Source organism: Neotamlana nanhaiensis (assembly GCF_000943555.1).
Taxonomy (GTDB): domain Bacteria; phylum Bacteroidota; class Bacteroidia; order Flavobacteriales; family Flavobacteriaceae; genus Neotamlana; species Neotamlana nanhaiensis.
Genome location: NZ_JTDV01000014.1, coordinates 38,639 through 57,019, shown reverse-complemented (window position 1 = coordinate 57,019; position 18,381 = coordinate 38,639). Strand labels below are relative to the sequence as shown.

The following is an 18,381-nucleotide window of genomic DNA, read 5'->3' as shown; positions in this document are numbered from 1 at the left end:
ATAGTTTTCAAAAAATAAATAGTTCTCAGGGTAATTTTTTTGGAGATTTAGATAATCAAGATAATTTAGGTGTTTCAATTGAAGGAATTGGAGATTGAGATGGTAATGGAGTGTCAGATTTGGCTGTTGGTGCATTTTCTGATGATGATGGAGGAACAAATAAAGGTACAGTATGGATTCTTTTTTTAGATGAAGATGATAACGTGATTTCGTTTACAAAAATTAGTGATACTGATGGAGGATTTTCTGGAATATTAGATAATGATGATAGGTTTGGAGGAGCTGTATCATATCTTGGAGATATGAATAACGACGGATTGATAGAACTGGCTGTTGGTGCTGATTATGATGGAGATGGAGGTTATTGGAGTGGTGCGGTTTGGATTCTTTCTTTAAATACAGATGGAACTGTAGACTCCTATTCAAAAATAAGTGATTCACAAGGTGGTTTTTACAGGAGATATTGTAGATGATGCTGTTTTTGGAACGGATATAGAAAATATTGGTGATTTAAATAGAAATGGAATTGATGATTTGGCAGTAGGTTCGCGACGAGATAATGCAGGTGGAGGTAATGAAGGTGCACTATGGATTCTTTTTATGAATCGTGACTTTACAGTGGCTAATTACCAAAAAATAAACGAAATCCAAGGTGGTTTCAACACATCTCTTGAATATGAAGATTATTTTGGAGGGTCTGTAGCTAATATAGGAGATCTAGATGGAGATGGTATTGTAGATTTAGTAGTGGGATCTTATCGCGATGATGATGGAGCTACTAATGCAGGTAGCTTTTATGTGCTGTTTCTTAATGCAGATGGTACAGTTAAAAGTAAAAGTAAAGTATCCAATACAAGTGGAGGATTAAATACTAATATTTCATCAACAGACCATCAAGCTGTAATGGTTCAGAAGGCGTTATATCGATTTCAGGTCTATCGGCATCAGAGGACTATACGGTAAGTTATACCTTAAATAATGTTGAACAAACAATTGCTTTAACTTCTAATGCGTCTGGAGAAATAGAAATTACAGGATTAAGAGAAGGCTTTTATGAAGGTATTTCAATAGAAGAGATTTCAACTACTTGTAGCATAACATTGAGAAATATAGTTTTAGATTGTGAAGCAGAAATAGAAGATTTGTTATGTTTTGAATTAAAATCGTATTTCACTCCAAATAACGATGGCGTAAACGATTATTGGATTATAGATGCGCCTGTTAATTGCTATTTTAACATATTTATTTTTGATAGATATGGGAAACTATTGAAAATGCTAACACCTAAAAATAATTCGTGGGACGGAACTTATAAAGGGGTAAATATGCCTCTAGTAATGACTATTGGTGTTTAGTTAATTTTAGTTTTGATGGAATTAATGAACATGAATTTAGATGGCATTTTACTCTAAAACGATAGCTTGTAGTTAATATTTGTAAACAATGGCGTTTATGTGCATACCAGCACCAACACTTGCAAATATAATAACATCGCCTGGGTTTAGCTCATGATTTGCTAACTGATTTTTTCTAACCAAATCGAAAAGCGTAGGAATGGTGGCCACTGAGCTGTTTCCTAGTTTATGAATGCTCATGGGCATAACATGTTCTGGAATTTCGGAATTGTATAGCTTATAAAAGCGTTCTAAAATGGCTTCGTCCATTTTTTCGTTAGCCTGATGAATGAAAATTTTCTTAACGTCCGAAATAGCAACACCACTATTATCTAAACAGGTTTTCATGGCTTGCGGTACGTTGGTGAGGGCGAATTCGTAAATTTTACGTCCGTCCATTTTCATGTAACGCGTGTTATTATCTAGAGTTTGGTTGTTCGATCGTCCAAAGTTTAAATAATAGGCTTCATCATACGAAAATGTTGCGGTTTCATGGGCCAGAATACCCGAATTATCGTTTGTAGATTCAACAATTGTGGCACCAGCACCATCAGAGAAAATCATAGCATCTCGGTCGTGTTTATCAATAACACGCGATAAAGTTTCCGTACCAATTACCAAACAGCGTTTTGCCATTCCCGATTTTATAAAGGCTTTAGCTTGAATAATGCCTTCAACCCAACCAGGGCAACCAAATAAAATGTCGTAAGCGACGCATTTTGGGTTTTTTATACGAAGACTGTGCTTTATTCTGGATGCTAGTGATGGTAACATATCACTTTGAATCGTGTTATGTTTTACATCACCAAAATTGTGAGCAACAATAATATAGTCGATGGTTTCTGGATCTATTTCTGCATTTTCAATGGCTTTTTCGGCGGCAAAAAAGCCTAAATCGGAAGAGTTTAAATGGTTTTTAGCATATCTACGTTCGCTAATACCAGTGATGGCTTTAAATTTTTTAACAATAACCTCGTTTGGATGTTTTATTGTAGAACCATCAGCGTTTAAAAATTCATGTTGATGAAAATTTTCGTTTTTCTCAACGGTGCTTGGTATATAGCTTCCTGTACCTGTAATTTTAATATTCATAAAACTAAAAATGCCTTTTTTTAAGTAGCCTTGCAATGTAAAGGGTTTTAAAAGAAAAGGCATTTTTAGTTTTAAAATTTTTACGATGTTCAAAGGCTGTTTTAAGCCTCTATGTAATCTTCGATTGGAGCGCACGAACATATTAAATTTCGGTCTCCAAAGGCATCGTCTACGCGTCTTACACTTGGCCAAAATTTATTATATTTAACATACTCTAACGGGAAAGCCGCAGTATCTCTGCTGTAAGGGAAGTCCCATTGGTTTGCTGTTAGCATGTCGAGCGTATGTGGTGCATTTTTTAGTACGTTGTTAGGCTCATCTTTTGTAACGGCATCAATTTCATTTTTAATTGAAATCATAGCATCACAAAACCTATCAATTTCTGCTTTACTCTCACTTTCAGTAGGCTCAATCATTAAAGTGCCCGCCACAGGGAAAGATACTGTTGGTGCATGAAAACCGTAATCCATAAGGCGTTTAGCAATATCGGTTACCTCTATGCCGTTCGCTTTAAATGGGCGACAATCTACAATCATTTCGTGGGCAGCACGACCGCGTTCACCAGAATAAAGCGTATTGAAACTACCTTCTAAACGTTTTTTAATATAGTTGGCATTTAGTATAGCAATTTTAGTAGATTCTGTTAAACCTTCAGCTCCTAACATTTTAATATAGCCATACGATATTAAACACACTAAAGCAGACCCAAAAGGCGCCGCCGAAATAGCTGTAATACCTTTTTCGCCACCTGTTTTTACGACTGGGTTACCAGGTAAAAACGGAACCAATTGTTTAGCAACACAAATTGGACCTACACCAGGGCCACCACCGCCATGAGGAATCGCAAAGGTTTTGTGTAAGTTTAAATGGCAAACATCGGCACCAATTTGGCCAGGGTTTGTTAAACCAACTTGCGCATTCATGTTGGCTCCATCCATGTACACTTGTCCGCCGTTATCGTGAATAATTTTAGTGATTTCTTTAATAGCCGATTCGTAAACACCATGAGTAGACGGGTAAGTAACCATTAAACACGATAGGTTGTCTTTATGTAATTCGGCTTTTTCGCGTAAATCGTCAACATCAATATTTCCTTTGTCGGTAGATTTTGTTACCACCACTTTCATACCTGCCATAACCGCACTTGCAGGATTTGTTCCATGTGCAGACGACGGAATTAAACAAATATTTCTATGATGATCGCCACGCGATTCGTGATAAGCCTTTATAACCATTAAACCAGCAAATTCACCTTGAGCACCAGAGTTTGGTTGTAACGATGTTGCAGCAAAACCAGTGATTTCGGTAAGTTGATCTTCAAGTTCTTTTAAAACGGTTAAGTAACCTTTGGCTTGTTTTGCAGGTACAAAAGGGTGAATATTTGCCCATTTGTAGATGCTTAACGGTAACATCTCTGAAGCTGCGTTAAGCTTCATGGTACACGAACCTAAAGAAATCATCGATTGGTTTAAAGCCAAATCTTTACGTTCTAAAAACTTAATGTAACGCATTAATTCTGTTTCAGAATGATAACTATTGAAAACTTCTGAAGTTAAAAAAGGTGTATTACGTTGAAGATTTTCTGCAATATGATTGGCTTCATCTAAATCTTTAATTTTTATCGTTTTTTTATTGGCAGCTTCAGCAAAAACCGAAATTAAATAATTTAAATCGCGAATAGAAGTCGCTTCATTTATAGAAATGGTGACCGTGTTTTTATTTGGATAGTATAAATTGACTTTCTTTTCGGTCGCTATTTTTTTAATAGCTTTTGCCTTTGTTTTTATTTGAAGTGTATCAAAATACGAGGTGTTTTCTTGTGTGTAGCCTAAATCGTTTAAAGCTTTTTCTAGAGCAACCGCTTTATTATGTACACTGCTAGCAATAAAATTTAAACCTTTTGGGCCATGATAAACCACATACATACTTGCCATAACAGCTAATAAAACTTGAGCGGTACAAATGTTTGAGGTGGCTTTATCCCGTTTTATATGTTGTTCGCGAGTTTGTAAGGCCATGCGTAAAGCGCGATTACCGTTAGCATCTTTTGTAACACCAATAATGCGCCCAGGGATATCGCGTTTATAAGCTTCTTTAGTCGCAAAATAGGCTGCGTGGGGGCCACCGTAACCCATTGGTATGCCAAAGCGTTGGGTGGTACCAACAACTACATCGGCACCAAATTGCCCAGGAGATTCAAGCTTTACTAGGCTTAAAATGTCGGCAGCTACGGCAACTTTTATGCGGCTGTTATTTGCTTTTTCTATAAACGATTTAATATCGGTTACTTGCCCGTGTTTTCCTGGATATTGTAGGATGGCTCCGAAGAAATCTTCAGAAAAATCGAAAGCCTCTTCTTTACCAACAACCAATTCAATACCAATTGGTAATGCTCTTGTTTGTAAAAGCGATAATGTTTGAGGTAATACATCTTCAGAAACAAAAAACTTATTAATTCCTGCTTTTTTCTGATCACGTTCTCTAACTGCAAAAAGTAAGCTCATAGCTTCGGCAGCAGCTGTACTTTCATCAAGTAATGAGGCATTGGCAATTTCCATTCCAGTTAATTCGATAACCATAGTTTGGAAATTTAAAAGCGCTTCTAAACGACCTTGAGCAATTTCGGCTTGGTAAGGTGTGTAAGCGGTGTACCAACCTGGACTTTCCATAATATTACGTTGAATAACCGCAGGTAAAATAGTAGGGTGGTAGCCTAAACCAATGTATGTTTTGTAGGCTTTATTTTTTTTAGATAACTCATGAATATGCAAAAGGTATTCGTGCTCGGTCATGGGTTCGTCTAAATCTAGTTCTTTGTTTAGTCGAATATCATCTGGAATAGTTTCGTAAATTAACTGGTCTAACGAGTCAACACCAATAGTTTCTAACATTAATTTTTGGTCGTCTTCTCTCGGACCAATATGACGAAGCGCAAAAGCATTTGTATTCATTAAAAATATGTGTTTTTATAATTTGCAAAAGTACGTAATATTTCATGTGTGCTCTAGCTAGAAATCGAAAGTTTTTAACCATTACCAAACGTTATTAACACTTTCGTTATTTTTGTAAAATGCAAATGTTAAAACGAATACTTAATTTTTACTTAAATAGTAGCATTCACGTGGGTTTGTCGGTGGTATCGCTGGCATGCATTACGTTTTTAAACTATAGTATTTCGATAGATTTAAACGTGTTGTTTTTTTTGTTTTTTTCTACCATTACGGGGTACAATTTTGTGAAGTTTTATGGCATTGCAAAATTCCATCATCGGAGTTTAGCAGCATGGTTAAAATACATTCAAATATTTTCGTTTTTCTGTTTTTTGTGTTTGTGCTTTTTTGCTTATCAATTACAAGTAAAAACTCTAGTGTATATTTTAGGTTTTGCTGTAGTTACGTTTTTGTATGCGATTCCGTTTTTGCCTAAGCACATTTTTGTAGATAGTAAACAAAATTTGCGAAGCATAAGTGGTTTAAAAATTTACCTTATTGCCTTAATTTGGAGTGGCGTGACTGTTATTTTACCTTTGGTTGAGGAAGATTTTATTTTAAGTACAGATGTTGTTTTATCTGCTATTCAACGCTTTGTTTTTATTATCGTTTTAATGTTACCGTTTGAGATTCGTGATTTGCGTTACGATAATTTAAAACTCTCTACAGTGCCGCAAAAAATAGGTGTTAAAACCACAAAAATAATGGGTGTTTTGCTGTTAGTAGTATTTTTTTTAATTGAGTTTTTTAAAGATGATACAACCAATGCTAAATTTTTGGAGTTGGCCTTGGTAAGTTTAATTATAGGTGGTTTTGTAGTAGGTTCAAAAGTTTATCAAGGGAAATATTACAGTGCGTTTTGGGTTGAAGCGGTGCCTATTTATTGGCTGTTAATTTGTTGGCTATTGGTTTAAGAATTGTGTTCTTTTAAAGCTTTATCGAAATTTTTTCTAATAGTTTCTTTGCATTGGTTGTCCATACATTTTACCTCAGAATTTTTAATAACTTTAGATAGTTTCTTATTTTGCTTTACATAAGACTGGGTAACACGACAATATATAAGTCTAATATTTAATTTTAGCTTTTCTATCCAATTCGCTTCTCCATATTGATTTTTATCACAAATATGTTGCGCTTCTTCGCAGGAAATAAACAAAACATTTTTTTTCATAATTAGAACCAATTTTCTTTTAAACAATCTGCCATAGCGGTTCGGGCTCGATGTATAATTACCCAAAGGTTAGACGCGGTTATATTTAATTCATTACAAATTACTTCGGTTTCAATCCCTTGAATAGTTTTCATTTTAAAAACCTCGGCTTGTTTTTCTGGTAATTTGCTTAAGCATTCGTAAATGGCATTGCCTAATTCTGCGTTTTGTAGGTCGTCTTCGGCCGTTTTATCAAACGGGTCTGCAACGCGTTCTTCAAGCCAATCGCCTTCGGTTTCAGAATCGTTATTGTAGGCTATTTTAACTTCCGCTTTGCCTTTTTTAGAATTTATTTTTCTGTAGTAATCTATAATTTTTCGTTTTAAAATTGATATTAGCCAAGTACGTTCGCTAGCATCTCCTTTAAAATTTTTCATAGATTTTAAACCCGCCAAAAAAGTGTCTTGAACCAAATCTTGAGCCATTTCGCGATCGTTAACACGAGCAATGGTGTAGTTGAATAAGTAATCGGAATATAAATCTATCCACTTATTCGGGTTAAGTTGGTGTTTTGGCATGTTTGTTTTTTGATTTTTTCAAAAATAGAAAAAAATACTTCAATTTGTTAATCGTTGTAAAAACTGATAAAAAAAACAGCACTTGAAAATAACCAAAACATTGAAAAAACAATATGAATAATAGTTTCAAAAAGCTTACCTCTCCATAGTTTTTTAGAGTATACAAAAAATTGAAAAAATAAGCGGGTTGACCAAAATACACCTAATCCTAGCATAATTTTTTTTCCGAATAACGTTTCTGTTAGTTCATAGGTCGCCGTTATGCATAAAACACCCATTAGAAAAACTGTAAGGGCAATAAAAAAGGTGTGGGTTTTCATCATTTGTCTATTCATCAAACTTAGAGAACTTAGTTCGTTTTGCCAGTTGAAATATTTTGGAAACCCGAGATGAATTATAGATAAGATGATAAATATGTATCCGATAATTTTTATATAAATAGCCATCATTGTTGTTTTGTAAAATTAAAAATAGACATGAATGGGGTGAACTTAGATTCATTTTCTAGGTGGAAATTAGCCTTTCTAAAAACATTAAGCCATACCGTTTTAGAGAAGAAATGCGTAAAGCCAACAGAAAATGCTAAAAAATTAAATGAATCTCTAAGATGTTCTACCATAATAACATGACCATTTGGTTTGCAAATACGATAACATTCTTTTAAAAAAGTTTCTTTTTCATGGTTGGAGCGAATTTCATGAGCGGCAGAAAGCAGAAATACAACATCCAATGAATTTGTTTTTAAAGGAATGTGTCTTGTTGAAATAGAGATAGTGTTTGGGTAAACCTGACTAATGCTTCTGGCTTGTATAATTGCTTTTTCGGTATGATTTGTTTTATTGTAAAAGTCAAATACGTGTAGTTTTGTCTTAGGAAAGTGTGATTTTATTAAATGACTAGTTTCATCAAAACCAGCATGGATATTTGCAATGTTTTTTACCTTTTTTAAGTTGATATTTTTTAACCAATCGAAATTGTAATACTTCGAAAAGTCGTAAACATAAGCCGAAACTATTAAGGGTATTATAAGGCTGTAGGCAATGAGCGATAAGATAATTACAAATAGCAAAGTTGACCAATTAAATAAAACACTAAAGGCAATAGTAATAGTTATTAATAAGAAACCAATAAAGTAAAAGTGTCTATTAAAACTTATGATATTTAAAACGCCTTGAAATTTTTTTCTTTTTATTTCCATAATTCTAGTTTTCCTTTTTTCCATGTGTATGGTATGTTTTCAACAATAAATGCATTCGCAAGTTGTGGGTGTTTAAAATCTAGTTCGTCTAGATATTTAAATTTGAAATTTTGAATTTTTATAGGAGAAGGTTTCCAATTGTTTCTGACTCCTTCAATTATTAATACTTCTTTTTTAACAGAGTTATAAGTAAAAGTGAAGGGTAATGGACCTGCAAATCGTCTCGCTTCTTTCCAGTTTTTGAAAGGTGACGTTTCTGGTAATTGGATGTTATTTTTCCTGTTTAGATAAGATAAACTGAAACGGGATTTTGCTGATGAAATAATTGTTTCTAATGAGTTTTTCGTCACTTTAATATCTGTTGATGTATAATTATAGTGTGTGAAAATATTGCCAAAAAAGGCCATTTTTCTTTTATTGGTTTCAGATTTTAAAATATACAGTCCTCTTAGGTTTTTGCCTTTTGCGTTAGTGTAACGTACAAAAACACGATACCCAATTAAAAAGAAATTATTTCCCAATAGTTTAGGGAATGCTTTAGGACGTAAATGCTCGGTTTCCACCATAGCCACTGCAATAAATGCCCATTTGTTATCAAAAGTATCTAATGTTAAACATTCTGGTATTAATGATTTAATTTGTTCTTGTGGGAATGCAAATGTTAGTACGATTGATTTTTTAAAAAGAGCATTAACACTAAATGGATGGTTTTTTAGTTTAGGTAAATTCATAGGTTGTTGTATTGTTTTTTATGTGGTTCGAATAAATTATTGCAATTAATATTGCAGCAAAAACAACATTAAATTTCCCCCACAGCAATAGGTTGGGTGTATAATAAAACTCTAGTATATTCATAATTGCAATAGTTGTTATTTGAGTATAAAGGATAAGGTTTTTATGTTTTTCAGAAATAACCCATATACTCATGCCAACTTCGAGGATACCAATTATAATTCGAAAATATTCGGGATAATTTGTGTTCAATATTTCAGCAATTATTAATTCGTGTCTTGGTACAAAATTTAAAATTTTGCAATACAGTCCATTTGCCAACCAAATAGCAGCAATAATTAAATTTATTATTTTTTTAGTCATTTTATAAGTTTTGAACTTTCAATAATTATTGAAACATTTTGCTAAAAAAAAACTATTTAAATAGTTTTAATAGTGATTTGGTCAACCAATTTTGGTTTTGGTTTACAACTTTGTTGATCATAACATCCATCGTATCTGTTAATTCGTGTAGTGCTTTGGTTTGTTTTATAAGTTCCTTTGTTTGCTTACTTCCGTCATCTTTAATAGAGGATACTTCTTTAAGCACTTTTATAACAGGTTTTATTTCCCGTCTGCTACGTTCTTTTGCAACAACTCTTGCTAGTTCTTGTACGTCTTTTTCTGTCGAGAAAAACTCTTTACGTTCTCCAGGAATGATTTCTTTTGTAACAATACCCCAATCCATCAATTGTCTCAAATTCATACTTGTGTTTCCGCGAGAAATTTTTAATTCCTCCATGATATCTTCCATAGATAGGGGTTTGGTAGAAATAAACAACAGCGCCTGAATTTGAGCCATAGCCTTATTAATACCCCAAAGCGAGCCTAAACTTCCCCAGGTGCTAATAAATTTTTCTTTGGCTTCTTGATAATTCATGTGACAAATATATAAAAAGTTTTAAACTTTCAGTAATTATTGAAAGTTTATTTTTTTCTAGTTTCAGTTCTCTATTTTTTTTATAAATAATTCTATTAATTTTAAATAAAGGTTAATCAGGAAGGCAATCGTTTATTAATTCGTTTCTTTGTGGCTAATTGACAGATTATGCAAATTTTAATCTTTGTGGTTTTAGGTTTTTGTATTGCCTCTTTAGGAAGTATAACTCCTAGTTTTTTAAATTTAACAGTAGTTAAGTACAGTTTAAGAAATGGAAAAAGGCCAACATTTTACTTAATTGCAGGATATGCAACAGTTTTGTTTTTTCAAGCTAATATTGGCTTATTTGGCAAATGTTTTAATGAAAAACTCTGAATATATTGCTATAATACAAAAGATAGGAATAGTAATTTTGTTTCTACTATCTATTAACTTTTTTAGAATTTATTTCTCATCAAAAGCTCCTGTTAAGGCAAAGGAAATTCCTAAATCGAAATCTTATTTTTATGGCATTTTAATGTCTTCATTAAATATGATGGCAATTCCTTTTTATTTTACTTTCGTTGCGCTTTTAATAGGTTACGATTACTTTGATTATACTATATTAAATGCATTTTATTTTTCTATCGGATCTACAATTGGCTCATTTTTACTCTACACACTTTATGCTATAATTGCCAAAAATATTGAGCATAAGTTAACTTTTATAGCGTCTAAAATCGATTTTATCTTAGGATGTTTAACTGGTTTGGTTGCTCTTGGTAATTTTATTTATTTGCTTAGTAAATAGCTTGCAAAAAAAAGCCACGAATACACCAATTAATTCGTGAATTCGTGGCTAAAAATATTGAGATAAATTATTTATTCTTTAATCAATCCGGCACGTTTTAATAAAGCTTCGGGCTGAGGTTCTTTTCCGCGAAAGCGTTTATATAAGGTCATTGGGTCTTCGGTACCACCTTGCGACAATACATTATCTTTAAATTTAGCGGCAACCGATTTGCTAAAAATACCTTCTTCTTTAAAATACTCAAAAGCATCAGCATCTAAAACTTCGGCCCATTTGTAGCTATAATATCCAGAGGAATAACCACCTTGGAAAATGTGAGAGAATGAGGTGCTCATGCAATTTTCGGCAACATCAGGATATAATTTGGTGTTTTTAAAAGCTTTTGATTCGTGTGCTTTTACAGATGATATGCTTTCTGGCGATTCACCCGAATGCCAACTCATATCTAACAAGCCAAAACTAATTTGACGTAGCGTTTGCATGCCTTCATTAAAGGTAGCTGAAGCTTTAATTTTTGCAATTAAATCCATTGGGATAACTTCGCCTGTTTCGTAATGCGTTGCGAAAAGCTCAAGCGCTTCTTGTTCGTAGCACCAATTTTCGAGTACCTGACTTGGTAGCTCTACAAAATCCCAAAATACGCTTGTGCCTGATAAACTTGGGTACGTTGTGTTAGCAAGCATGCCGTGGAGCGCATGACCAAATTCATGGAATAGGGTAGTAACCTCGTTAAACGTTAGTAACGATGGTTTGGTTTTGGTAGGTTTTGTAAAGTTACAAACGATGGAAATATGCGGACGATCGTTCTCACCATCCTTTATAAATTGTGGTTTATAAACCGTCATCCACGCGCCACCGCGTTTTCCAGCTCTTGGGAAAAAGTCGGCATAGAAAATGGAAATGTAATTACCGTCACAGTCGGTAACCTTATACGTTAAAACATCGTCGTGGTATTTGTCTATATCGTTAATTTCTTCAAATTGTAACCCGAATAATTTATTGGCTACTATAAATACACCATTAATGACGTTTTCTAGCTTAAAATAAGGTTTAAGCTTTTCATCATCTAAATCGAATAATTTTTGTTTTAATTTTTCAGCATAATAAGCGCCATCCCATTTTTGAAGTGTTTCAATGCCATCTAAATCTTTAGCGAATGCACTTAGTGTTTTAAATTCTTTTTCGGCAGCTGGTTTCGCTTTTTCTAATAAATCATTTAAAAAAGTAGTTACAGTTTCCGGATTTTTAGCCATACGTTCCTCAAGCACAAAATTTGCATGGGTTTTATAACCTAATAAATTTGCGCGTTTATGGCGTAATTTTACAATGTTTAAAACAATTTCTTGATTGTCTAAATCATCATTATTAAACCCTTTAGAGCCGAAAGCTAAGGCAAGTTTTTTACGAAGTGCGCGGTTTTTGGCGTAGGTCATAAACGGAACGTAGCTTGGGTGTTGTAAGGTAATAATCCAGCCGTCTTTTTCTTTTTGTTCAGCCGTTTGTTTGGCGTCTTCTTTAGCATTTTCTGGTAAACCGCCTAAATCGGCTTCATTGGTAATGTGGAGCTCATATTTGTTGGTTTCGGCTAAAACATTTTCACCAAATTTTAAGCTTAATTTGCTTAATTCTTTATCTATTTCGCGTAGCTCTTGTTTTTTGTCTTCAGGAAGATTGGCACCGTTTCTAGAAAATCCTTTGTATTTTTTATCTAAAAGCGTTTGTTGCTCTGTGGTTAAATTTAAAGCTTCTTTATTGTCATAAACCGCTTTTACACGTTTAAATAAATCTTCGTTTAAAGTAATATCATTACTGAATTCTGAAAGTAATGGTGATACCTCTTGAGCAATCCTTTGGATTTCGTCGTTGGTTTCAGCAGAGTTTAAATTAAAAAAGATACTTGAAATTCTGCTTAATTGATCTCCCGAAAAATCTAAAGCTTCAATAGTATTACTAAATGTTGGCTCTGCTTCATTATTTGTTATGGTGTCAATTTCGGCCTTAGCATCATTTATAGCTTGTTTAAAAGCGGGTAAATAATGATTGTTTTCAATTTTTGAAAATGGAGCTGTGTTATATTTGGTTTTAAATGAATTATTTAGCAGATTTTTTGTCATTTTTACTTAAAATATGTTAAATGTTGTGTTTGTTATGTATGCATAATAATTATTTTTCTTATTTTTGCACACAGCAATTTAAAGAGTGACTAACTCTTGAGAATTATTGTTAATAGCTAAGCAAAGCCTCGAATTTATTCGAGGCTTTTTTTATTGCAAGTCTTTAGCCGATTCGTGTACTTTTAATTTTAAGCCTTCTTTGTAAGCAACTACTTTGTCTAACACACATTTATCGTGCGATCCTATAATTTGAGCTGCTAAAATACCTGCGTTTTTAGCACCGTTTAAAGCTACTGTTGCAACTGGAACGCCACCCGGCATTTGTAAAATGGATAAAACAGAATCCCACCCATCAATAGAATTACTACTTTTTACAGGAACTCCAATAACAGGCAATGGCGATAAAGATGCTATCATACCAGGTAAATGTGCTGCACCACCTGCGCCAGCAACAACAACACTAATGCCACGTGTATGCGCATTTTTACCGTAATCGAATAACTTTTCTGGTGTGCGGTGAGCCGAAACAATATCGACTTCTACTTCTATATCGAAACCTTTTAAGATGTCTATGGCATCTTGCATAACAGGAAGATCGCTTTTGCTTCCCATAATGACTCCTACTTTACTCATAAAACTTCAATTTTAAAATTCCAAAAACCAAAAGGAGGACCTTAAAGATCTGTTTTGTTTTGGAATTTGGTATTTAATTTTTGTGATTTATTCACTTATAACTTTAATACTTTTTTTAACGGCTTCGGCAACTTTTCTTGCTTCATTTAAATCTTCGTTAACAATGGTTACATGTCCCATTTTTCTAAACGGACGCGTTTGTTTTTTACCATATATATGTGGCGTAACACCATCCATTGTCATGATATTTTCAATGTTTTCATAAATAACGTTGCCTGTGTAACCTTCAGCACCTACAAGGTTTACCATAACACCACCAACTTTACTATCGGTGCGTCCTAGAGGTAAATTTAAAATGGCACGCAAGTGTTGCTCAAATTGAGAGGTGTAACTGGCTTCAATAGTTTGGTGCCCCGAGTTATGTGGTCTTGGAGCGACTTCGTTTATTAAAATTTGATCGTCTTCGGTTTGAAACATTTCAACAGCTAATAAACCAACATGATTAAATGCTTCGGATACTTTTAAAGCGACTTCGGTTGCTTTTTTTGCAACGTTTTCATCAATTCTAGCCGGACAAATAACATACTCCACTTGGTTTGCTTCCGGGTGAAATTCCATTTCAACTACCGGAAATGTTTTAACCGCTCCGTTAGGGTTTCTCGCCACAATTACAGCCAATTCATTTTTAAACGGAATAAGTTGTTCTGCTATACATTCACCTGATGGTAAACCATCTAAATCTTCTAGTTTTCTTACCACTTTTACCCCGTTACCATCATACCCAAATTGGGCTGCTTTCCAAACAAAAGGTAAGTTTAAACCGCCATTGTTTATAGCGTCTTCAATTTCCGATAGGTAAGCAAAACGTGTAAAAGGCGCCGTTGGTAAATTGTTGTCTACATAAAATAATTTTTGTTTGGCTTTGTTTTGTATGGTGCGCAGGGTTTTAGAAGCTGGATATACGTTTACGTCTTCTTTTTCTAAAGCTTCAAGCGCATCAACATTTACGTTTTCAATTTCAATGGTAAGCACGTTAACTTGTTTTCCAAAGTTGTAAACGGCATCGTAATCCATTAAATTTCCTAAGTGAAACTCATCGCAAGCAATTTTGCTCGGGGCATCGTTGCTGGCTTCTAAAACGCAAGTGTAAATGTCGAATTTTCGGGTGTTGTAAAGCAACATTTTTCCTAATTGTCCGCCTCCTAAAATTCCTAATTTAAAATCTGAAGAAAAGTAATTTGTCATGTGTTAATGCTAAAAACTCAATTTTTGATACGCAAAAATACATTTAAAATATTAAATTAGTGTTTAAAACAGCGACCAAAAAAGGCTGTAAAAGTCAATCTATTAACTATATTTGCCACTTTAAAAACCAATTTGTGTGATAAAGCTACACGACAAATATTTTAAACCTTTTATTTCTGCAGCCGAAATAGATCGCGCCATGCAAAAACTAGCCGATGCTATTTTAAAAGATGTTGGTGATGAAATACCTGTTTTTGTGGGTATTTTAAACGGCTCGTTTATGGTTGTTAGCGATTTTGTTAAAAAATATAAGAATCCTTGCGAGGTCACTTTTATAAAATTGGCATCGTATGAAGGTGTTAAATCTACCGAAGATATTCAGCGTTTAATTGGCTTAACGCAAGATTTAACAGGAAGAACGGTTGTTGTACTTGAAGATATTATAGATACTGGAAATACGCTAGCCGAAGTACACCGTATTTTTAAAAATGAAAAGGTGAAATCACTTAAAATTGCCACCTTATTTTACAAGCCTGAAGCGTACAAAAAAGATTTTAAACTACATTATGTGGGTATGGAAATTCCTAACAAATTTATAGTTGGCTATGGCTTAGACTATGATGGTTTAGGAAGAAATTTACCCGAAGTATATCAAATAAAAGAAACACAACACATGACAAATTTAGTGCTATTTGGTCCTCCGGGAGCAGGCAAAGGAACGCAAGCTAACTTTTTAAAAGAGAAATATAATTTAGTACATATTTCTACTGGCGATGTTTTTAGATATAACATTAAAAACGAAACCGCTTTAGGTATGTTAGCAAAATCTTATATGGATAAAGGCGAACTGGTTCCAGACCAAGTAACTATTGATATGTTGAATGCTGAAGTTGAAAAAAATGCCGATGCTAACGGATTTATTTTCGATGGATTTCCTAGAACCAATGCTCAAGCCGAAGCATTAGATAACCTAATGGATACCAAAGATTCGCAAATTAATGCGATGATTGCACTTGAAGTTGATGATGAAATTTTAGTTGAGCGTTTACTAAAACGTGGTGAAACCAGTGGAAGAGCCGATGACGCCGATGAATCTATCATTAGAAATCGTATTAAAGAATACTACCAAAAAACGGCTATTTTAAAAGATTTTTATTCTACACAAAATAAATATTACGGTGTTGATGGTGTAGGAAGTATAGAAGATATTACCAAGCGTTTAAGTGGTGTAATTGATAATTTATAAGACATACATTCCCACGAAAGTGAGTATCTGTTTTTGTCTTGTGCATTAAAATAATAAGAGAATTAACATAATTATTTTTTTGTATACTTTTTAAAAAATTAGCCTTAGCTAGTTAAATATAAAGCTTAAAGTGTTTAGTGTCCCAACTTTAAACTTTAAACTTAGAACTTTAAACTTAAATATGACTGAAGGAAATTTCGTTGACTACGTAAAAATGTATGTAAGTTCGGGTAATGGTGGAAAAGGTTCTGCACATTTACACCGTGAAAAGTACATTGCAAAGGGCGGACCCGATGGTGGAGATGGTGGTCGTGGCGGTCATGTTATTGTGCGTGGGAAGGCAAACCTTTGGACACTTTTACATCTAAAATTTAAACGACACACAAGAGCAGGTCATGGCGAACATGGTAGCAGTGGCCGTAGCTTTGGTGCCGATGGTGAAGATGCATTCATCGATGTGCCACTAGGAACTGTTATTCGAGATACAGAAACCAATCAAATTATTTTTGAAATTACCGAAGATGGCGAAGAAAAAATTCTAGCCCGAGGCGGTAAAGGCGGTTTAGGAAACTGGCATTTTAAAAGTGCTACAAACCAAACACCGCGTTATGCGCAACCAGGTTTACCCATGGAGGAAAAGTACGTTACCATGGAGCTTAAAGTACTTGCAGATGTTGGGTTGGTGGGCTTCCCCAACGCTGGTAAATCTACTTTGCTTTCTGTGTTAACAGCTGCTAAACCAAAAATTGCCGATTACGAGTTTACGACATTAAAGCCTAATTTGGGTATAGTGAAATATCGCGATTTTCAAACCTTTGTTATGGCCGATATTCCTGGAATTATTGAAGGTGCAGCCGAAGGTAAAGGTCTGGGACATTATTTCTTACGTCATATTGAGCGTAATTCTATTTTACTGTTTTTAATTCCTGCCGATGCAGCCGATATTAAAAAGCAATATGATATTCTACTCGATGAGTTAAAACGCTACAACCCAGAAATGTTGGATAAAGAGCGCATTGTAGCTATTTCTAAAAGCGATATGCTTGATGATGAGTTAAAAGCCGAACTTAAAACCGAGCTCGATAACGAACTGCCAATTCCGTATATGTTTATTTCTTCGGTAGCTCAAAAAGGTATTACAGAGCTGAAGGACAAACTTTGGAAAATGCTTAACGATTAATCAAACCGCTTTAAAATCCAATCTTTTATAATGATTAAAGCTTTTGGAGAGAAGGTTTCTTCAATGGTGCTGTATTCGTTAATCATTCCAGTTTCACAAGTTTGAAAAAGATGATTTAAATGTTCTAATTCTTGTACGGTAACGTCGGTGTTTTTGACGGTTTTCAAAGCGTTTTCTATGGCAGGTAAATTTAACTTTGGCAATACTTGAACATCTTTACTTCCGTTTAAAGCCAATACAGGACAAGTGGTGTTTTCAAGATAATTTTTTGGTTCAGTTCTAATAAATGTTAATAGCCAAGGCGATTTTAAAATTTTCAGTTGTTGCTCTATCATGACAGGTGTTATGGCTGCTGCAATTGGCGATAACGGATTTTTAATTTTATAATCATTTAATGTGTCGATAATTTTTGTTTTAATAGCAGTTTCTTCGGTTTCATTTTGAATAACATTGTAGATTATTTCAGATAGTTTTTCATTTTCATCAATAAATAGTTTTGGAGTTCCTGATAATTCAGCCATTTTTCTGGATTGTGATTTTAAAATTTCGGCACCGTTAACACCAGGTCCAGCAAGTAAAATACAAAAAGCAACCGTTTTATCTTTTGAAGCCACTATTGGTGATATAAGTCCGCCTTCACTATGCCCAATTAGCCCAATTTTAGAAGTGTCAATATCGGTTCTTGTTTTTAAATAGCTAATAGCGGCTTCAACATCAGAAGCAAAATCAAATGTAGTTGCCGTTTTAAAATTACCTTCCGATTCGGCAATACCTCTATCGTCATATCGAAAAACGGCAATGCCATGTTCACTTAAAAAATCAGCTAAAACTAAAAAAGGGCGGTGGTTAAATTGTTTAACTTCTTCATTTCTATTTTGTGGTCCAGATCCCGAAATTAGTATAGCTACCGCGGGTTTTAGCTTGTTGTTAGGTAGGGTTAGTGTACCAGCAAGTTTAATGTTGTTTGCTTTTGGGTTGGTAAAATATACAGTTTCCGAAGTGTAATTAAAAGGCGGTTCAGGATCTTGAGGTCTTTTGTTTTGTGCGCAAATACTACCACAATAAAAAAAGAGAATTGCTATTATTACAAGCTTAAAATATTTCATTTTTCAATTTTTTA

Annotated in this window: 19 protein-coding genes; 7 read left to right on the top strand and 12 right to left on the bottom strand. The window is 34.0% G+C overall.

Going from position 1 to position 18,381, the window contains the following annotated elements:
- Positions 1-110 precede the first annotated feature (110 nt).
- From PK35_RS14045 to PK35_RS17625, 3 genes are all read left to right on the top strand, one after another.
- Positions 111-473, top strand: a complete 363-nt coding sequence (locus tag PK35_RS14045; RefSeq protein ID WP_044627202.1) for an integrin alpha — start codon at positions 111-113, stop codon at positions 471-473.
- A complete protein-coding gene (locus PK35_RS14040; RefSeq protein WP_044627201.1) occupies positions 445-963 on the top strand; it encodes an integrin alpha in 519 nt (172 codons plus the stop codon). Before PK35_RS14045 ends, PK35_RS14040 begins: the two co-directional genes overlap by 29 nt.
- 137 nt (positions 964-1,100) lie before the next feature.
- The gene (locus PK35_RS17625) at positions 1,101-1,355 is read left to right on the top strand and encodes a T9SS type B sorting domain-containing protein (RefSeq protein WP_044627200.1); all 255 of its coding nucleotides are present in this window, start codon (positions 1,101-1,103) and stop codon (positions 1,353-1,355) included.
- Between the two features lie 72 nt (positions 1,356-1,427).
- Here PK35_RS17625 and PK35_RS14030 read toward each other — a convergent pair whose 3' ends face one another.
- Together PK35_RS14030 and gcvP are read right to left on the bottom strand one after the other, a co-directional pair.
- On the bottom strand, positions 1,428-2,486 hold the full coding sequence (locus tag PK35_RS14030; protein WP_044627296.1) for a 3-oxoacyl-ACP synthase III family protein: 1,059 nt from the start codon (positions 2,484-2,486) through the stop codon (positions 1,428-1,430).
- Between the two features lie 101 nt (positions 2,487-2,587).
- Entirely contained in the window at positions 2,588-5,437 is a 2,850-nt protein-coding gene (gcvP, locus tag PK35_RS14025) for an aminomethyl-transferring glycine dehydrogenase (protein ID WP_044627199.1), read from the bottom strand.
- 125 nt (positions 5,438-5,562) lie between these two features.
- Between gcvP and PK35_RS14020 the strand changes: the two genes are divergently transcribed.
- Complete coding sequence (locus tag PK35_RS14020) at positions 5,563-6,390, top strand: hypothetical protein (protein WP_316930184.1); 828 nt, start codon at positions 5,563-5,565, stop codon at positions 6,388-6,390.
- Here PK35_RS14020 and PK35_RS14015 read toward each other — a convergent pair.
- The 6 genes from PK35_RS14015 to PK35_RS13985 form a co-directional block, all read right to left on the bottom strand.
- Positions 6,387-6,647 carry a hypothetical protein gene (locus PK35_RS14015; RefSeq protein WP_044627197.1) on the bottom strand — a complete coding sequence of 87 codons (261 nt, stop codon included), beginning with the start codon at positions 6,645-6,647 and terminating at the stop codon, positions 6,387-6,389. The two genes, PK35_RS14020 and PK35_RS14015, sit on opposite strands and share 4 nt — an antisense overlap.
- A 2-nt stretch (positions 6,648-6,649) precedes the next feature.
- On the bottom strand, positions 6,650-7,204 hold the full coding sequence (locus PK35_RS14010; RefSeq protein WP_044627196.1) for a sigma-70 family RNA polymerase sigma factor: 555 nt from the start codon (positions 7,202-7,204) through the stop codon (positions 6,650-6,652).
- 445 nt (positions 7,205-7,649) lie between these two features.
- Complete coding sequence (locus tag PK35_RS14000; RefSeq protein WP_044627294.1) at positions 7,650-8,402, bottom strand: class I SAM-dependent methyltransferase; 753 nt, start codon at positions 8,400-8,402, stop codon at positions 7,650-7,652.
- On the bottom strand, positions 8,393-9,133 hold the full coding sequence (locus PK35_RS13995) for a DUF2071 domain-containing protein (protein WP_044627195.1): 741 nt from the start codon (positions 9,131-9,133) through the stop codon (positions 8,393-8,395). The genes PK35_RS14000 and PK35_RS13995 overlap by 10 nt, the downstream gene beginning before the upstream one ends.
- The gene (locus PK35_RS13990) at positions 9,120-9,497 is read right to left on the bottom strand and encodes a DoxX-like family protein (RefSeq protein WP_044627194.1); all 378 of its coding nucleotides are present in this window, start codon (positions 9,495-9,497) and stop codon (positions 9,120-9,122) included. Before PK35_RS13990 ends, PK35_RS13995 begins: the two co-directional genes overlap by 14 nt.
- Before the next feature lie 52 nt (positions 9,498-9,549).
- Complete coding sequence (locus tag PK35_RS13985) at positions 9,550-10,053, bottom strand: GbsR/MarR family transcriptional regulator (protein ID WP_044627193.1); 504 nt, start codon at positions 10,051-10,053, stop codon at positions 9,550-9,552.
- 307 nt (positions 10,054-10,360) lie between these two features.
- On the opposite strand from PK35_RS13985, the gene PK35_RS13980 reads away from it, so the two are divergent.
- Complete coding sequence (locus PK35_RS13980) at positions 10,361-10,843, top strand: LysE family transporter (protein WP_238320924.1); 483 nt, start codon at positions 10,361-10,363, stop codon at positions 10,841-10,843.
- A gap of 71 nt (positions 10,844-10,914) precedes the next feature.
- On the opposite strand, the gene PK35_RS13975 is transcribed toward PK35_RS13980, so the two are convergent.
- From PK35_RS13975 to PK35_RS13965, 3 genes are all read right to left on the bottom strand, one after another.
- A complete protein-coding gene (locus PK35_RS13975) occupies positions 10,915-12,957 on the bottom strand; it encodes a M3 family metallopeptidase (RefSeq protein WP_044627192.1) in 2,043 nt (680 codons plus the stop codon).
- A 150-nt stretch (positions 12,958-13,107) separates the two neighbouring features.
- Positions 13,108-13,590 carry a 5-(carboxyamino)imidazole ribonucleotide mutase gene (gene purE, locus PK35_RS13970; RefSeq protein WP_044627191.1) on the bottom strand — a complete coding sequence of 161 codons (483 nt, stop codon included), beginning with the start codon at positions 13,588-13,590 and terminating at the stop codon, positions 13,108-13,110.
- Between the two features lie 87 nt (positions 13,591-13,677).
- A complete protein-coding gene (locus PK35_RS13965) occupies positions 13,678-14,835 on the bottom strand; it encodes a 5-(carboxyamino)imidazole ribonucleotide synthase (RefSeq protein ID WP_044627190.1) in 1,158 nt (385 codons plus the stop codon).
- Between the two features lie 136 nt (positions 14,836-14,971).
- Between PK35_RS13965 and PK35_RS17440 the strand changes: the two genes are divergently transcribed.
- Together PK35_RS17440 and obgE are read left to right on the top strand one after the other, a co-directional pair.
- Positions 14,972-16,081, top strand: coding sequence for an adenylate kinase (locus PK35_RS17440; protein WP_082048590.1), 1,110 nt, complete (start codon positions 14,972-14,974; stop codon positions 16,079-16,081).
- A gap of 181 nt (positions 16,082-16,262) precedes the next feature.
- Positions 16,263-17,261: a GTPase ObgE gene (gene obgE, locus PK35_RS13955; protein ID WP_044627189.1), complete on the top strand. Its 999-nt coding sequence runs from the start codon at positions 16,263-16,265 to the stop codon at positions 17,259-17,261.
- Here obgE and PK35_RS13950 read toward each other — a convergent pair.
- On the bottom strand, positions 17,258-18,367 hold the full coding sequence (locus tag PK35_RS13950) for an alpha/beta hydrolase family protein (protein WP_044627188.1): 1,110 nt from the start codon (positions 18,365-18,367) through the stop codon (positions 17,258-17,260). The genes obgE and PK35_RS13950 overlap by 4 nt on opposite strands.
- Between the last annotated feature and the right edge of the window lie 14 nt (positions 18,368-18,381).

Bases quoted from the DNA above. Each gene is read 5' to 3' on its own strand.
- PK35_RS14030 (WP_044627296.1), bottom strand. From the start codon at position 2,486: ATGAATATTAAAATTACAGGTACAGGAAGCTATATACCAAGCACCGTT.
- gcvP (WP_044627199.1), bottom strand. From the start codon at position 5,437: ATGAATACAAATGCTTTTGCGCTTCGTCATATTGGTCCGAGAGAAGAC.
- PK35_RS14020 (WP_316930184.1), top strand. From the start codon at position 5,563: ATGTTAAAACGAATACTTAATTTTTACTTAAATAGTAGCATTCACGTG.
- PK35_RS14015 (WP_044627197.1), bottom strand. From the start codon at position 6,647: ATGAAAAAAAATGTTTTGTTTATTTCCTGCGAAGAAGCGCAACATATT.
- PK35_RS14010 (WP_044627196.1), bottom strand. From the start codon at position 7,204: ATGCCAAAACACCAACTTAACCCGAATAAGTGGATAGATTTATATTCC.
- PK35_RS14000 (WP_044627294.1), bottom strand. From the start codon at position 8,402: ATGGAAATAAAAAGAAAAAAATTTCAAGGCGTTTTAAATATCATAAGT.
- PK35_RS13995 (WP_044627195.1), bottom strand. From the start codon at position 9,133: ATGAATTTACCTAAACTAAAAAACCATCCATTTAGTGTTAATGCTCTT.
- PK35_RS13990 (WP_044627194.1), bottom strand. From the start codon at position 9,497: ATGACTAAAAAAATAATAAATTTAATTATTGCTGCTATTTGGTTGGCA.
- PK35_RS13985 (WP_044627193.1), bottom strand. From the start codon at position 10,053: ATGAATTATCAAGAAGCCAAAGAAAAATTTATTAGCACCTGGGGAAGT.
- PK35_RS13980 (WP_238320924.1), top strand. From the start codon at position 10,361: ATGCAACAGTTTTGTTTTTTCAAGCTAATATTGGCTTATTTGGCAAAT.
- PK35_RS13975 (WP_044627192.1), bottom strand. From the start codon at position 12,957: ATGACAAAAAATCTGCTAAATAATTCATTTAAAACCAAATATAACACA.
- purE (WP_044627191.1), bottom strand. From the start codon at position 13,590: ATGAGTAAAGTAGGAGTCATTATGGGAAGCAAAAGCGATCTTCCTGTT.
- PK35_RS13965 (WP_044627190.1), bottom strand. From the start codon at position 14,835: ATGACAAATTACTTTTCTTCAGATTTTAAATTAGGAATTTTAGGAGGC.
- obgE (WP_044627189.1), top strand. From the start codon at position 16,263: ATGACTGAAGGAAATTTCGTTGACTACGTAAAAATGTATGTAAGTTCG.
- PK35_RS13950 (WP_044627188.1), bottom strand. From the start codon at position 18,367: ATGAAATATTTTAAGCTTGTAATAATAGCAATTCTCTTTTTTTATTGT.